The sequence below is a fragment of the Shewanella submarina genome, from assembly GCF_042646185.1.
GTDB classification, from domain to species: Bacteria; Pseudomonadota; Gammaproteobacteria; order Enterobacterales; family Shewanellaceae; genus Shewanella; species Shewanella corallii.
The window spans coordinates 1-13,775 of the sequence record NZ_JBHRTD010000012.1; the positions used below are offsets into that span (position 1 = coordinate 1).

Below are 13,775 nucleotides of genomic sequence, written 5' to 3' on the forward strand. Positions count from 1 at the left end.
GCCACCGCAAGTCAAACGCTTGCCTGATATCCTCACCCCAACCGAAGTGGCCATCGTCATCAGTCTCACCCGTCAGCTACGCTATCAGGTGTTTTTTCTCACCTTGTACAGTATGGGCTTGCGTCTTGGGGAAGCCATTTCACTGCGTGTAGGGGATGTCGATTCAGCCTTAATGCAAGTGCATATTCGTGACGCCAAAGGCGGCAAAGACAGACTGGTGCCGCTGCCTAATCGCACCTTGTTGGCATTGCGATATTACTGGCAAACCCATCGTCATCCCCAGAGCCTGTTTCCGGGGAAGGACGGTAAACCAGACTCACTCATGGATAAAGGCGGCATTCAGCGGGCGTTAAAGCGGGTGATTGCTGAGTGCAACATTCATAAAGCCATCAGCCCCCATAACCTGCGCCACAGCTATGCCACTCACCTACTGGAGCAAGGACTGGACTTGCGCTCGGTACAAAGCCTACTGGGCCATAACAGCCTCAATACGACTGCCCGCTATACCCGACTGACCCACATCACCCGCCAACACACGGCCAAGGCCATCAACCAGCTCACCGATTGTCTGGCGTTAACCTGGGAGTGTGGCGTATGACCTTCATCGATATCTTACGTGACCACCTTGAGGCGTTTAATCAAAGGTATGGACCAAGACTCACCCCCGAGATGCATGATGCCATTCACGCCATGCTCTGCTGCCGCGCCCAACCCGAACGAACCAGTCAGTGGGCGTGTCAACATTGCCCTCATACCGCAGACTTTCCCCTGTCCTGTGGTCATCGCAGTTGCCATCAGTGTCAACACAACACCACCATGGACTGGCTGGCAAAGCAACAGGCTAAATTATTGCCCGTTGATTATTTTATGGTGACATTCACCATACCTTATGAGCTGCGTGTTATTGCCAAAACATATACAGAGCCAGTCTATCAAGCCATGTTCACCGTGGCGGCCAGCGTATTAAAAGACTTTGCTAAGCACTGCAAGCAACTGGGAGGTGAGATTGGGTTCACCGGCGTACTACACACCCACAACCGACGCCGGGACTACCACCCACATATTCACTTCATCATCCCGGCCGGGAGTTTTCATCAGGGCAAACAACAGTGGCAAAAGCATAAAGGTCAGTACCTGTTCAATGCCTTTAATCTGGCGACCTTATGGCGCGCACGCTTGCTGGCATATTTAACACGCCAACCCAATATCACCCTGCCCGCCGTAGTGCCTAAAAAGTGGGTGGTAGATTGCCGCCATATTGGCAAAGGCCTGCCCGCGCTGAAGTATCTGTCACGTTATCTATACCGGGGTGTCTTGCCCGATAGCAGTATCGTCAATGTCACGGATGACCATGTCAGCTTCGCCTATCACAATAGCCAAACCGACCGCCGTGAAATACGGACCTTACCCACACTCAAATTCCTGTGGTTGATATTGCAGCATGTGTTACCCAAAGGACTGCGACGGGTGAGAGATTATGGACTGATGCGGGGATGCTGCTGCACACTCCGACGACAGATACAGCTGGTGTTGGCCGTTGCGGGCGCCGTATTCCCCATCATGCCTGAGCCTAAGCGAGCCGCTGCAATACGGGTTTGTCCCTGTTGCCAACAACCAATGCAGTTTATGAGCGTTCATCTTCGCAGGCGACCGACGAGCCAGGCCGTCACCCTCTGAGGTGACACAGATGGTTAGTGCCGAGAGTCACCGCAACACAAAGTGAAAAAAGGAGGCTGGCAATAGATTGATATAGCTTGATTTATTTAGCTGGCGGTTTGGCTAACGGCATTGCACGTCTTTTTAAAAGTGACAGAGTTGCCTGAACATCCACACCAGCATGAGTGCTCACACCGCTATTTACTATATAAAGGTATCACTTCTCAACCCCGGGCTTGTTCAACACCCGGGATAAGGACGCGGCTGCGCGCGGCCTATCCTTATTTGTTAGTTGCCGACTACTACAATGCTGCACTTATAACCGCCAACTTCGCTCTCTAAAATATCACTGTTGTATATAGTGTATTTGCCAGGAGCCGTAAATATTTTTTCATTGTAGCCATTAGCCTCCCAGCGGAAACCAGTTGTTTCGGGGGTTAAGTTGAATACATTTCTTGATTTAAGCTCAGCAGGTGACATTAAACTATTCATTGCTTTTGGGGCGCTACCGACAACCAAAAATAACCACGTACCATCTGACTCCCGAAATATAGCTAACTCCTCAAATGAATTTTCGCCAAGAGAAATGGAAACACTATCTTCCAGTGTTATTTCACTCGGAGCACAGTTAAATTGTTTAGGTGATTCTACCCAGACTGTTTCATGTGCCTCACTTTCTTCTGACGCTACTGAAGCAAGTGGAATCAATAAAAGTAGAAATATTCTTAACATTGTCCTAGGCAACTAACATTAATATATTGCGACCTTGCAAAGTACTACAACCTTGCAAGCTTGGTCTACCGTGGTTAATGTCCGGGTTCATTAAACGACTTCATATCTTATTCATGTCAGAGGCAACTTGGGGGCAAATATGAGTTAAGGAAATACACCTAAACTCAGGCTGCCGACATCAACCCTGCTTGCCCGCCATATGCACCAGAAACAGAATAAAGCCGCCAAACAACAGCATGCCTACGATCACCATAATGGTGAGAGTTTTTGAACGCTTCATCGATTTGGCCAGAGCAGGATCAGCCCCATCCACTGACCCCAACAGGGCCAATAAAAAATCCAACACGGTAACACTCCTTGTTATTGTTCCGGGCTCACTATCAACCATAGCCTTGGCTGATTGCGTCTTTGCGATAGAATACAGTCAATTAAGTTTGCATTGGAGTCAAAGTATGTGGAAACAAAAGGAAATTCGCCTGAAGGCCAGAAGTCGGGGATTTCATCTGGTAACAGACGAAGTACTGGCTCAATTGCCGGAGCTGAAAAGCTATAATGTGGGCCTGATGAATGTGCTGATAAAACACACTTCGGCGTCGCTGACAGTGAATGAAAATGCGGATCCCAGTGTCAGAGTAGACTTTGAGTCCCACTTTAACCGCATGGTGCCTGAGGATGCTCCTCACTATACCCACATCTACGAAGGCAGCGACGATATGCCGGCGCACCTGAAAGCCAGTTTATTGGGCCCTTCCCTGACCCTGCCCATTACTAATGGACGCTTGAATCTGGGCACCTGGCAAGGCATCTATCTGTGCGAACACAGGGATCATGGCGGCAGCCGCAGCCTGGTGATTACCTTGCAGGGAGAATAGCTCCTGTTTGAGCACAGACCAACGACAAAAAGGCCACACAGGTAAACTATGCGGCCTTTTGATATTTCAACAAGAAAATCTGGCTTATTCAGCAATACGCTCTATACGGGCCAGATAGAAACCGTCAAAACCTGAGTTTGCCGGCGTGATGGTTTCATCATCCAGCAGACGGAAGTTAGGGTGAGATGCCAGGAACTTGTCCACCTGCTCACGGTTTTCCTGCGGTATGATAGAGCATGTTGCGTATACCATCAGACCACCCACTTTTACCATACGGCTGTAGCTGTCGATAATATGGCTTTGCAGATCCATCAGCACCTGCAGACGCTCAGGTGTATCACGCCACTTGGTATCCGGGTTGCGCTTAAGAACACCTAAACCTGAGCAGGGTACATCCAGCAGCAAACGGTCAGCCGTCAGCTTCAGGCGCTTAATGGTCTTGCTGGAGGCGATAATTCTGGTTTCCACATTGTGGGCACCGGCGCGGCGGGCACGCTCTTTAAGGTTGTCCAGTTTCCACTGCTCAACGTCCATGGCCAGCAATCTGCCTTTACCCTGCATTTGTGCTGCCAGGTGCAATGTTTTACCACCTGCGCCTGCGCAGGCATCAATCACCCGCATACCCGGCTTGGCATCCAGTGCTGCAGCTACCAGCTGAGAGCCGGCATCCTGCTGCTCAAACCAACCATCTTTAAAGGCCTGGGTACGAAACAGAGCTGAATTTGATTCTACTTTCAGAGCTGTCGGCACGTTGTCGACTTCACTGGTCTGCACACCCTCTTTACTCAAACGTTTCGCCAGTGCATCGCGGTCACACTTAAGCTCATTCACCCTCAGGTAGCGAGCAGGAGCCTGCCACATGGCTTCACGCTCAGCGGCCCAACTGTCACCAAGCTGCTGCTCACCCAGATCATTGAGCCACTGCGGACAACCATCCCACAATGCCGGGTCAGATTTGGCCTGCTCGATACGACTCTCCAGCGTTTTATCTTCCAATACTTCGCAGTAACGGAATTTAGGGGCATCCAGCTTGTGGAATCTGTGCCATACATTCAACAGCAAGGTGCCCTTTTGCGCGACCTGCTCTGGGGTCATGTTGGCCAGGAAACAGTACAAATTCAGGCGACGCATAATGTCACCCGCCACCTGAGTGATCTCGGCCTGTGCCTGAGGTGCCATTTTCAGGCCGGAGAATGCCAGGGAATAAGCACGGTCCAGAGGACGGTTATCACACAGGGCACTGGTCAGTACCTGGATAACCAGGTCAGCCGCAGACGCGGACAGAGAGGATTTCAACATATCAAATACCAGTTGGTATGGTCCGGGAAGAGAAAACCGGGGGATCATAGGGGCTGAGGCGACGGTTAGCAACCAGCCAGCAATAAAAAAGCCGGGGTGCTGACCTGATTGGTTCAGGTTATGCCCCGGCCTTATCGACAGTTAAGCAGTATCAGTCCTGATCGTCGGCGTCGAAATACCAATAGCCTTGCGAGATCCAGCCGGTCATCAGCTCAATCACCTGATCGTTATCCAGCCATGGGCGCAGTTGCTCCCACTCTAGCTGTGGACAGTTACACAGCAGCGGAATCAAACCTGCACACTCACCAGGCACTTTGATTGCCTCGCCATTAAGGTAAAACGTGCCTTTGCGGTAATTATGCTCAAAGTAATGACAGCGCAATCCGCCCAAACGGCTCAACGGCTCGCTTTGGAGTTGGTCCAGCCACTCATCGGCAGACACGTCCCAGGCTTCTTCAAACAGATCCAGCGAGCATTTGGAGTTGGTCAGCATACGGCCGGCAAAATCACTGATGCAATCATCAGTCAGGGCACTCAGCAGTTGCTCGCGAATACGGGCCAGATCACTGTTGTCTATGCATCCTGGGGTATTTGTCACTGTGCGGTCAGGATCTTCAATCTGCGCCTTACCCATCTCATTATCAATCAGATAATCGGCAAATGCGCTGAACATATCCCTGGCGGATGCGGTTCTGAAGCCAACCGAAAAGCTCATGGACGCTTCCAGAGTCACGCCATCGTGAGGAAAACCCGGTGGCAGATACAGGATGTCGCCCGGCTCAAGCTCTACATCGATAATAGGCTCGAACGGATCTGTGTGCAGCAGGGCTTCGTGAGCTGCAAATTCGCGGTGTTCACCCTTATCACCGACTCGCCAACGACGACGACCCGAGCCCTGACAGATGAATACATCATACAGGTCGATATGTGGACCGACTCCGCCGCCCGGTACCGCGAAGCTCACCATCACATCGTCGAAACGCCAGCGCGGGATAAAATCAAATTGGCGGGCCAGTTTTTCCGCTTCAGGAACCCAATTATTCAGCGCCTGAACGACCAGTGTCCAGCCCTCTTCCCCCAAGTGATCGTAGGACTCAAATGGGCCAAAGGCGGCCTGCCACTTTTCGCCTTCACGCCAAATAAGACGTGACTCGACTTCCTCTTCCATCGCCATACCGGCCATTTCATCCGGCGTCAGCAGATCCTTGAAGTTTTTGAAACCCTGGCGGATAACCACTGGCTTCTTCTGCCAGTATTCAGCCAGAAATTGCTCTGGGGTCAGATTATTCAAATTCAGTTGCATCAAAGTCGCCCTGTTGCGTTAACGGCATTACGTGCGCCAACGGCATTGAAAGCACGCCAGTGGCAGGAAAAAAGGGCACGCATGCTAACAGGAAGTGCAACCAAACAATGTGAGCAAGATCACGGCGACTTTGATTACATTGTTTGCCGGGTATAAAAAATGCGCAGCCAAGCTGCGCATTTTCACTTAACTCATATATCCCCTAGGAACCATGCTTGGCCAGCAGAACATCAGGGTCATAATCTTCTTCCGGATCAGGTTCTTCCAAACGGACAAACTCACTCTTATCCATGGAGAACTCCATGTAAAACGTGTGATTGTCTTCTGTCATAAAGGCCATGCGACTCATCACAGGGTTATCCAGATTGGCATCAATAGAGATGTTAAGCGCCTTATTGATGGTCAACATCTTGGGCTGGCTTTGATTAATGGAGGTTTGCAGCTCGCGGGACACTTTAAAGATAAAGTCGCCGATAATCTGATTGGTCAGTTCCCCCATGACATTACTGACGTCATCTGAGGTGTGGGTGAACGACAACTCGCTTTCCTTGAAGTTCATGTTCAGCATGTACTTTCGATATATCTCCACCGCGGCTTCGCCACTGAAGTTCAGCAACACCAGTCCCGAAAAACCACCATCGAATACTGAAAAACAACCAATATCCGGCTTGAGCTTGGTCTGACTGATACGTCGCACCATACCCGAGTGTCTGATTGTTGAATCTGTCGTATTGGACAGCACTTCAGACACGCTGCGACAAAGGGTCAGTAATATATCATCTGAAGTCACCACTTCCGGTGAGGCTATTGCATTCATGATTCCATCCATCTGCTGTAAAAGGAGTTACCTATCAATAAAGCGTAGTCGCAAAAAAATGAATTCAGCAGCTAATTTTTCATAATATGCAAATTAAAGTGCCACAGGGTTAACATTTTTAACCCATTAAGATTAACAACTTGAGTCAATTCATTAAGATGGGTTTTCTTATGTCATGAAGGGAACTCATATCCATGTTGCTACTGAGACAGCTCACGATTCTGCAACGCCTTATTCTGATGTTGGTACTCGCCGCCATAGGTACCTTTGTGTTCGCCTCTTTCTCTATTCTTGAGCAGCGTAGCAATCTGCAGCATCAACAAAACAAACAGATCCGCGAGCAGTTGGATACCGGGGTGAGCCTGCTCACTGCGCTGGCATCAAGCGGGATCGCACCAAAGACCTTAATTGATGGTTTGAAATATGGGCAGAGTGGCAGCTTTGTTCTGCTCGCTCCAAATGGCAATCGCCTTGGCGGAACCGATGCTCTGAGCAGCACGGTAAGCCCATCCCAGTGGCAAAAACTGGCAGCCTCAGCACAGTCAAACGGCTATGCAGAAACTCAGGTTGAGGTCAGCTTTCAAGGCAAAACCGACACTCTGATTATTGGTGCCAAACCTGCCGCCAATCATGTATTGGCCACCTGGGGGCTGGAAAGTGAAATTAATGAGACCATGATTTCTCTGGCAGTAAACTATCTCATCATTATGTTGATTATCTCCCTCCCTATCTTTGGGTTCTTTCTGGTCCTGAATCGCTCCATCAGCCAGCCATTGGGACAAGCCATTGCTGCAATGGAGAATATCGCAAGGGGCGATGCAGACTTAACTCAACGTCTGGATACCTCAGGCCGGGATGAGGTAGCCCAGCTCAGTCAGGCTTTCAATGAGTTCGTCTCCAACCTTGGTCAAACCATAAGTCAGCTACAGCCCCTGGGGAGTAACCTGGACCAGGAGTCCGGCCGCCTGCAGCAGGCCGTTCAGGATGCCAACCACAGTGCAGAACATGTTCACCGGGAAACCTCTGCTGTGGCGGTTGCCGTCAAGCAGATGCTGGCCACTACACAGGAGATGGCAGCCAATACCCAGCATGCAGCAGACTCAGCAGCCAGTGTCAGAGTACAGGCGGATACCAGCCTGGAGATGATGAGTCACACCACTCAAAAGATCAGGGTGCTTGGGCAGGAACTCAGCCAAAGCCGCACAGTAACAGAGTCACTGGAGCACGCCAGTAATCGTATCGGGGATATTCTGAACGTTATTCAGGGCATCTCTGAGCAAACCAACCTGCTGGCTTTAAATGCAGCCATTGAGGCGGCCAGAGCCGGCGCTCAGGGACGGGGCTTTGCTGTAGTCGCAGACGAAGTTCGGGCTCTGGCCAACCGGACTCAATCCTCCACCGAACAGATCCAACTTATTATTAAGGAGATCCAGCAGGGTGTGACTGCGGTGCTGACCAGCAACCAAACGACACAGGAGCAATCAAAACAGCTGCAGCAGCAGGCCGACAATGTCGCCGAGGCAATGGAAGCAATCCTTGCCTTGGTTAACCAGATAAGTGATATGAACACTCAGCTTGCCAGTGCCACTGAAGAACAGTCACTGGTCACCGCAGAAATCAGCCGTAACGTCAGTAATATCAGTGAACTGACCGAGGTGTCGCTGCAGGCCAATCAAAGTAACGCCAAGGCATCGAGCGCGCTGCAAATCATGAGTGAGCAGATAACCAAAGGCCTGGGCCACTTTAAAGCCTGAATACGGGCCCGGCATTGCCGGGCCTTCTCTTCCCCTTCCCTTCAAGGATTCTTTTTTGCCCTGCCTATGCCGCTATACGCAAATTGATATTGTGTTAAGCTTGAGGTGACTTTCATTTCACCGAGAGAGGGAGCCCAGGTGAGACTGACACTAGCTGTTCACGCGCAACTTTATACCATTCACAGCTTCAGTCCGGATACGGAGATTCCGGCGTCGATTTTTTCTCAACCTATGTTCTTTATTGGCAAAACCCGGGAAGAGCTTTCTGTGGTCGTGCCATCAGATCTTGCTCTGGAGAGTCTTGAGCAGGAGGACGACTGGCGCTGCCTTGAAATTCTTGGGCCACTGGGATTCTCCATGACAGGTATTCTTTCGCGTATCTCCTCCACGCTGGCAGAAGCCAACATCAGTATTTTTGCCATCTCTACCTTTGATACTGACTACATCCTGGTAAAAAAAGACACACTTGAAGCCGCCAAGGCTGCGCTTAAACAAAAGCAGTATCAGGTTATTGATTATTAGTAGGCACCTCCATGACCGCAGTCCATCGCCAATCTTTGATCATTAAAGCCAGGCACGGCATCCATACCCGCCCCGGCGCCCTTTTTGTTAAAGCGGCGAAAGGGTTTGAAGCCGATATCCGGCTGGCGTGCGACGGCAAAGAAGCCAATGGTAAAAGCCTGTTTAAACTGCAAACCCTGCCCCTGAGCTGCGGCGCGCAGGTAGAGATTATTGCGTCGGGTCAGGATGCACATCAGGCAGTAGAAGCTCTGGCAACACTGCTAAGTGAGTTGGAATAACAATATGGGCCGCATTGCTCAGGGAACCGGAGTATCTGCAGGTATCGCCTTTGGCACCGCTCTGGTGTTACCGCCACCATCCGATATTGATGCCAATCAGCGAATCAAACCAGCCGACGTTGCCAATCAGCAATCGGCCTTTGATTCAGCTTGCCAATCCCTTATTTCTCAATTAACGCCACTGCTGGAGCAGTTTGAAGAAAGCTCCCCACAGGGGCAGCTGATTGAAGCAGAGCTCATGCTGCTTGAAGATGAAGAGTTCACTGAGGCGGTTCATCAGGCTATTTCCACCCTCAGGCTGCCCGCTCACCTGGCGGTAGACAGCATTGTGCAGCAGCATGCCGATGAGCTGGAAGCACTGGAAGATGAATACCTTGCCGCCAGAGCCAAAGATATTTTGAGCCTGGGGCAACGCCTTGTGAGGCAACTGTGTGGTGAGCAACTTCCGGATCTCAATACATTAGAGCGCGACACCATATTGATCGCCAGGGATATGACTCCGGCAGAGTTTGCCGCACTGCCGATGAAGTCCATTAAAGGGCTGGTGCTGATTGAAGGCGGACTGACAAGCCACACAGCCATTCTGGCCAGAGCCGCTGGCATACCAGCCCTGCTTAGCTGCCGCATTGAACCGGGAGAAGTGAGTTCCGGGGACAGTGTTATCCTCAATGCCAACGAGCAAACCCTGCATATTTCCCCATCAGCCAATACCATTTCAAAACTGAAAAAGTCTCTGGCTCAGTTTCAGGCGAGGCAGGATGCGCTGGCGGAGCTGATAGACCGAGAGTGTGTGACCCGGGATGGTACTCCTGTGCCTCTGTTGGCCAATGTCGGTTGTAAAGCCGATATCGATCAGCTGTTGGCTCTTAACGGCGCAGGCGTTGGTTTGTTGCGGACCGAGCTGATGCTGCTGAATGCCGAGCAGTTACCTGATGAAGAGGAGCAGTACAAAGCCTACCTGGATTGTTTACGGCAGTTGGACGGCAAACCGTTTACCATCAGAACCATGGATATTGGCGCAGACAAAGTACTGGCAGCTCTTAAGTTACCTAAAGAGCCCAATCCGGCGCTGGGCCTCAGGGGAATAAGGTACAGCTATACCCACCCGGATCTGTTCCGCAGTCAGCTCAGAGCACTGCTCAGAGTCGCCAACCATGGTCCAGTCAGGCTGATGTTCCCCATGATAAACCAGGTAGAAGAGTTGGACTGGGTGCTGACCGAGCTGGAATCGTGTCGGCAATTACTATTGCAAAATGAACAAGGCTATGGAGAGATCGCCTTGGGGATTGTCGTCGAAACTCCGGCGGCGGCCCTGAATCTGGAAAGCATGTTACCTGAGCTTGATTTTATCAGCATAGGGACCAACGACCTGACCCAATACACCATGGCTGCAGACCGTATGCAGCCAGAAATTACCCGCGCCTTCCCGACCCTGTCACCTCCCCTGCTAAGGTTAATCAAGCACTGTATCGATGCTGCACATCAATACGGACTGCCTGTATCTATGTGCGGAGAACTGGCAGGAAAGCCTCAAGCCACGGCGTTACTGCTGGGATTGGGACTGGATGAGTTCAGCCTGAGCCCCAGCGGACTGCTGGAAGTCAAAGCAAAGGTTCTTGAAACCGATATGGAAGCCGCTGGCCTCATTGCTGAAAAAGCGCTCAAATGTCGACGTTTGGATGAACTGAAGGCCTGCATTGCCCCTGTCAATTCCCCCTCTGATTGAGTATCCTGTCGTTTGGTTAAATTAAGGATAGCAGGCAAGAGGTTATGGGATTCTTAAGCCGAATCAGACGTATGGTTTCAGGCCAGCCCCCGGTTGAAGGCGGGGTAGATATTCTGGCGCCCGTCAGTGGTCAGTTGGTGTCACTGGAGAATGTACCGGACAAGGTATTCGCTGAAAAAATTGTCGGCGACGGTATAGCCATTGAACCCAGCGGAAAGCAACTGTGCGCCCCTATCTCAGGCACTCTGGCCAAAATTTTTGAAAACAATCACGCCTTCAGCATTGAAAGCCCCCATGGCATCGAACTCTTTGTTCACTTTGGTGTGGGAACAGTAGAGCTGGGCGGAAAAGGCTTTACCCGCCTGAAAGAGGAAGGCTCCCAGGTTGAAGCCGGTGAGCCGGTTATCGAGCTTGACCTGAAATCAATCAAACAGGAAATTCCCTGCGTGCTGACCCCTGTAGTGGTTGCCAATATGGAAGATATTGCCTCCATGACCCAGAAAACAGGCAGCGTCACCGCAGGTAAAGACACCATTTTCACCGTCACCATGCAATAAACACTGCATCGTGTGCGCCCCAAGACGAGAATAACAGGAGTAAACAGTGACCCTTTACGGCATTAAAAACTGCGATACCGTCAAGAAAGCCCGCAAATGGCTGGAAACCAACGAGCACAATGTTCCATTTCATGATTTCCGGGAACAGGGTCTGGACGAAATCGATCTGACCGCATGGGTAAAAAGCTTGGGCTGGGAAGCGGTCCTGAACAAACGCTCCACCAGTTTTCGCGCTCTGGATGATGCCGACAAGCAAAACATTGATGAAGCCAAGGCGATACAACTGATGATGGCCAACCCTACTCTGATCAAACGTCCTGTGCTGGCAGCCAACGGCAAAGTCATGGTGGGTTTCAAAGACGCTGATTATCAAGCCTGGTTTGCCTGATGAGCAGAGAAGTTACCGATATCGCGATAGATTTAATCGCCCGCCCTTCAGTCACACCCGAGGATGCCGGCTGCCAGAAAATGATGGCTGACTACCTGGCACCTTTGGGGTTTGATATTGAGTCTATGGTGTTTGAAGACACCACCAATATGTGGGCCCGAAAAGGCAGCGAAAGCCCGCTGTTCTGCTTTGCCGGCCATACTGATGTTGTTCCGGCAGGTGACCTGAATCAGTGGCATACCCCTCCGTTCGAGCCAAGAGAGATAGATGGCTATCTGCACGGCCGGGGCGCAGCAGATATGAAAGGCTCACTGGCAGCCATGATGGTGGCCACCAAGCGCTTTGTTGAAAAACATCCTGACCACAATGGCTCCATCGCGTTTCTGATCACCAGTGATGAAGAAGGCCCTTTTATCAACGGCACGACAAGAGTTATCGATACCCTTGAAGCCCGTAATGAGAAGATCACCTGGTCCCTGGTAGGCGAACCATCATCAACCCACCTGCTGGGTGATATTGTCAAAAATGGCCGTCGTGGCAGCCTCACCGGTAACCTCACCGTTAAAGGGGTTCAGGGGCATGTTGCCTACCCGCATCTCGCCGATAACCCTGTGCATAGAGCGGCCCCGGCGCTGGCAGAACTGGCTCGTATCAAATGGGATAATGGCAATGAGTTCTTCCCTCCTACCAGCTTTCAGATAGCCAATATTAACGCGGGAACAGGTGCCTCCAATGTGATCCCAGGAGCGATGGAGGTGATGTTTAACTTCCGCTACTCCACCGAAGTGACAGCCGAAATATTGATAGAAAGAGTTCTGGGCATTCTCGATGCCCATGGTCTGGACTATGATATCAGTTGGGTATTCAACGGACTTCCTTTCCTCACAGGTGAAGGACCTTTGTTGGATGCAACCCGGGAAGCGATCTATGAGGTGACAGGTACACAGACGGATCCTCAGACCAGCGGCGGTACATCCGATGGTCGCTTTATCGCCCCTACCGGCGCACAGGTTATTGAACTGGGCCCGGTGAATGCCACCATTCACAAAGTGAATGAATGTGTTCGTACTGCAGATCTGGAGCTACTGGCATGCTGCTACGAAAAGATTCTGGAAAAACTGCTGTGCCGCTGATCCCCAACGGCCGCCTTTATGGTTTGACCGATGAGGGGCTGGACGCAGTTGGCAACACCATGCTCACCACGGCGGCAAAAGCCGCCTTTCTGGCAATGCAACAAGCCTGCGGTAAAGAAGGAATAGCACTCACTATTTGTTCTGGCCATCGCAGCTTCGAGCGCCAACTTGCGATCTGGAACGGGAAAGCCAGTGGCCGCAGGCAATTGCTGGATAAATACTGCCAACTGGTGAACCCGACAGACTATACAGAAGATGAGCTGGTGCAGTTAATCCTTATCTGGTCTGCCTTGCCGGGATGTTCCCGCCATCATTGGGGAACCGATATCGACGTGTTTGATGCAGCCATGATTAACCAGTCTGAGCTGAATCTTGTCCCGGCAGAATACCTGGATGCGGGTCCCTGCCACCAGCTTTACCAGTGGCTGCTGGCAAATGCCGCAGACTATGGTTTCTACTTCCCTTTTCAGGCAGGTCTCAGCGGCGTCAGCCCAGAGCCCTGGCATTTGAGTTATTTTCCCGAGTCCAGTGAGTATCTGGACTCATTCAATATCGATACCCTGTCGTCGATATTGCAACACAGTGAGTTGGGATTGAAAGGATCCGTAATTTCCCAGCTTGAGAAACTCGTTAATGAGTTTGTCTACAAAGTGGCCCCAATTCCAGAGATGAGTTCCAAAGGATAGACCAGTCTCAGCAAAAACTGCTGCTAGACTCATCTCTGTGGAAAAAACCACT

Annotated in this window: 15 protein-coding genes and 1 pseudogene; 11 read left to right on the plus strand and 5 right to left on the minus strand. The window is 51.1% G+C overall.

Annotated elements, in window-relative coordinates:
• The coding region (locus ACFOE0_RS08990) for a tyrosine-type recombinase/integrase (RefSeq protein ID WP_380711828.1) at positions 1-598 on the plus strand (598 nt) is incomplete at its 5' end.
• The gene (locus ACFOE0_RS08995; protein ID WP_248935561.1) at positions 595-1,677 is read left to right on the plus strand and encodes an IS91 family transposase; all 1,083 of its coding nucleotides are present in this window, start codon (positions 595-597) and stop codon (positions 1,675-1,677) included. The genes ACFOE0_RS08990 and ACFOE0_RS08995, both read left to right, overlap by 4 nt.
• A gap of 267 nt (positions 1,678-1,944) precedes the next feature.
• Here ACFOE0_RS08995 and ACFOE0_RS09000 read toward each other — a convergent pair whose 3' ends face one another.
• Both ACFOE0_RS09000 and ACFOE0_RS09005 read right to left on the minus strand, forming a co-directional pair.
• Positions 1,945-2,388 carry a hypothetical protein gene (locus ACFOE0_RS09000; RefSeq protein ID WP_248935562.1) on the minus strand — a complete coding sequence of 148 codons (444 nt, stop codon included), beginning with the start codon at positions 2,386-2,388 and terminating at the stop codon, positions 1,945-1,947.
• Positions 2,389-2,566: 178 nt separating this feature from the next.
• Entirely contained in the window at positions 2,567-2,734 is a 168-nt protein-coding gene (locus ACFOE0_RS09005) for a hypothetical protein (protein WP_248935563.1), read from the minus strand.
• 106 nt (positions 2,735-2,840) lie between these two features.
• Between ACFOE0_RS09005 and ACFOE0_RS09010 the strand changes: the two genes are divergently transcribed.
• Positions 2,841-3,260 (plus strand): secondary thiamine-phosphate synthase enzyme YjbQ, encoded by a 420-nt coding sequence (locus ACFOE0_RS09010; protein WP_248935564.1) that lies wholly within the window; start codon positions 2,841-2,843, stop codon positions 3,258-3,260.
• A gap of 84 nt (positions 3,261-3,344) precedes the next feature.
• Here the strand turns inward: ACFOE0_RS09010 and ACFOE0_RS09015 are convergent, their stop codons facing one another.
• From ACFOE0_RS09015 to ACFOE0_RS09025, 3 genes and pseudogenes are all read right to left on the minus strand, one after another.
• The gene (locus ACFOE0_RS09015; protein WP_248935565.1) at positions 3,345-4,559 is read right to left on the minus strand and encodes an RsmB/NOP family class I SAM-dependent RNA methyltransferase; all 1,215 of its coding nucleotides are present in this window, start codon (positions 4,557-4,559) and stop codon (positions 3,345-3,347) included.
• A 151-nt stretch (positions 4,560-4,710) separates the two neighbouring features.
• On the minus strand, positions 4,711-5,862 hold the full coding sequence (locus ACFOE0_RS09020) for a cupin domain-containing protein (protein ID WP_248935566.1): 1,152 nt from the start codon (positions 5,860-5,862) through the stop codon (positions 4,711-4,713).
• A 205-nt stretch (positions 5,863-6,067) separates the two neighbouring features.
• Positions 6,068-6,679, minus strand: a pseudogene (locus tag ACFOE0_RS09025) (DUF3334 family protein); the annotation flags it as partial.
• Positions 6,680-6,873: 194 nt separating this feature from the next.
• Here ACFOE0_RS09025 and ACFOE0_RS09030 point away from each other — a divergent pair.
• The 8 genes from ACFOE0_RS09030 to ACFOE0_RS09065 all read left to right on the plus strand — a co-directional run bounded on the left by ACFOE0_RS09030 (position 6,874) and on the right by ACFOE0_RS09065 (position 13,723).
• Positions 6,874-8,433, plus strand: a complete 1,560-nt coding sequence (locus ACFOE0_RS09030) for a methyl-accepting chemotaxis protein (RefSeq protein ID WP_248935567.1) — start codon at positions 6,874-6,876, stop codon at positions 8,431-8,433.
• A 138-nt stretch (positions 8,434-8,571) separates the two neighbouring features.
• Entirely contained in the window at positions 8,572-8,955 is a 384-nt protein-coding gene (locus ACFOE0_RS09035; protein WP_248935568.1) for an ACT domain-containing protein, read from the plus strand.
• An 11-nt stretch (positions 8,956-8,966) separates the two neighbouring features.
• On the plus strand, positions 8,967-9,233 hold the full coding sequence (locus ACFOE0_RS09040; RefSeq protein WP_248935569.1) for an HPr family phosphocarrier protein: 267 nt from the start codon (positions 8,967-8,969) through the stop codon (positions 9,231-9,233).
• A 4-nt stretch (positions 9,234-9,237) separates the two neighbouring features.
• On the plus strand, positions 9,238-10,959 hold the full coding sequence (ptsP, locus tag ACFOE0_RS09045; RefSeq protein ID WP_248935570.1) for a phosphoenolpyruvate--protein phosphotransferase: 1,722 nt from the start codon (positions 9,238-9,240) through the stop codon (positions 10,957-10,959).
• 44 nt (positions 10,960-11,003) lie between these two features.
• Positions 11,004-11,516 (plus strand): PTS glucose transporter subunit IIA, encoded by a 513-nt coding sequence (gene crr / locus ACFOE0_RS09050; protein ID WP_248935571.1) that lies wholly within the window; start codon positions 11,004-11,006, stop codon positions 11,514-11,516.
• 46 nt (positions 11,517-11,562) lie between these two features.
• A complete protein-coding gene (locus ACFOE0_RS09055) occupies positions 11,563-11,904 on the plus strand; it encodes an ArsC family reductase (RefSeq protein WP_248935572.1) in 342 nt (113 codons plus the stop codon).
• Complete coding sequence (dapE, locus tag ACFOE0_RS09060; RefSeq protein ID WP_248935573.1) at positions 11,904-13,037, plus strand: succinyl-diaminopimelate desuccinylase; 1,134 nt, start codon at positions 11,904-11,906, stop codon at positions 13,035-13,037. Before ACFOE0_RS09055 ends, dapE begins: the two co-directional genes overlap by 1 nt.
• Positions 12,995-13,723: a M15 family metallopeptidase gene (locus ACFOE0_RS09065; protein ID WP_248935574.1), complete on the plus strand. Its 729-nt coding sequence runs from the start codon at positions 12,995-12,997 to the stop codon at positions 13,721-13,723. The genes dapE and ACFOE0_RS09065 overlap by 43 nt, the downstream gene beginning before the upstream one ends.
• Positions 13,724-13,775: the final 52 nt, after the last annotated feature.

What these genes read in the sequence shown, in the direction of transcription:
- ACFOE0_RS09000 (WP_248935562.1), bottom strand. Translation starts at nt 2,388, where the DNA reads ATGTTAAGAATATTTCTACTTTTATTGATTCCACTTGCTTCAGTAGCG.
- ACFOE0_RS09010 (WP_248935564.1), top strand. Translation starts at nt 2,841, where the DNA reads ATGTGGAAACAAAAGGAAATTCGCCTGAAGGCCAGAAGTCGGGGATTT.
- ACFOE0_RS09020 (WP_248935566.1), bottom strand. Translation starts at nt 5,862, where the DNA reads ATGCAACTGAATTTGAATAATCTGACCCCAGAGCAATTTCTGGCTGAA.
- crr (WP_248935571.1), top strand. Translation starts at nt 11,004, where the DNA reads ATGGGATTCTTAAGCCGAATCAGACGTATGGTTTCAGGCCAGCCCCCG.
- ptsP (WP_248935570.1), top strand. Translation starts at nt 9,238, where the DNA reads ATGGGCCGCATTGCTCAGGGAACCGGAGTATCTGCAGGTATCGCCTTT.
- dapE (WP_248935573.1), top strand. Translation starts at nt 11,904, where the DNA reads ATGAGCAGAGAAGTTACCGATATCGCGATAGATTTAATCGCCCGCCCT.
- ACFOE0_RS08995 (WP_248935561.1), top strand. Translation starts at nt 595, where the DNA reads ATGACCTTCATCGATATCTTACGTGACCACCTTGAGGCGTTTAATCAA.
- ACFOE0_RS09030 (WP_248935567.1), top strand. Translation starts at nt 6,874, where the DNA reads ATGTTGCTACTGAGACAGCTCACGATTCTGCAACGCCTTATTCTGATG.
- ACFOE0_RS09015 (WP_248935565.1), bottom strand. Translation starts at nt 4,559, where the DNA reads ATGTTGAAATCCTCTCTGTCCGCGTCTGCGGCTGACCTGGTTATCCAG.
- ACFOE0_RS09065 (WP_248935574.1), top strand. Translation starts at nt 12,995, where the DNA reads ATGCTGCTACGAAAAGATTCTGGAAAAACTGCTGTGCCGCTGATCCCC.
- ACFOE0_RS09040 (WP_248935569.1), top strand. Translation starts at nt 8,967, where the DNA reads ATGACCGCAGTCCATCGCCAATCTTTGATCATTAAAGCCAGGCACGGC.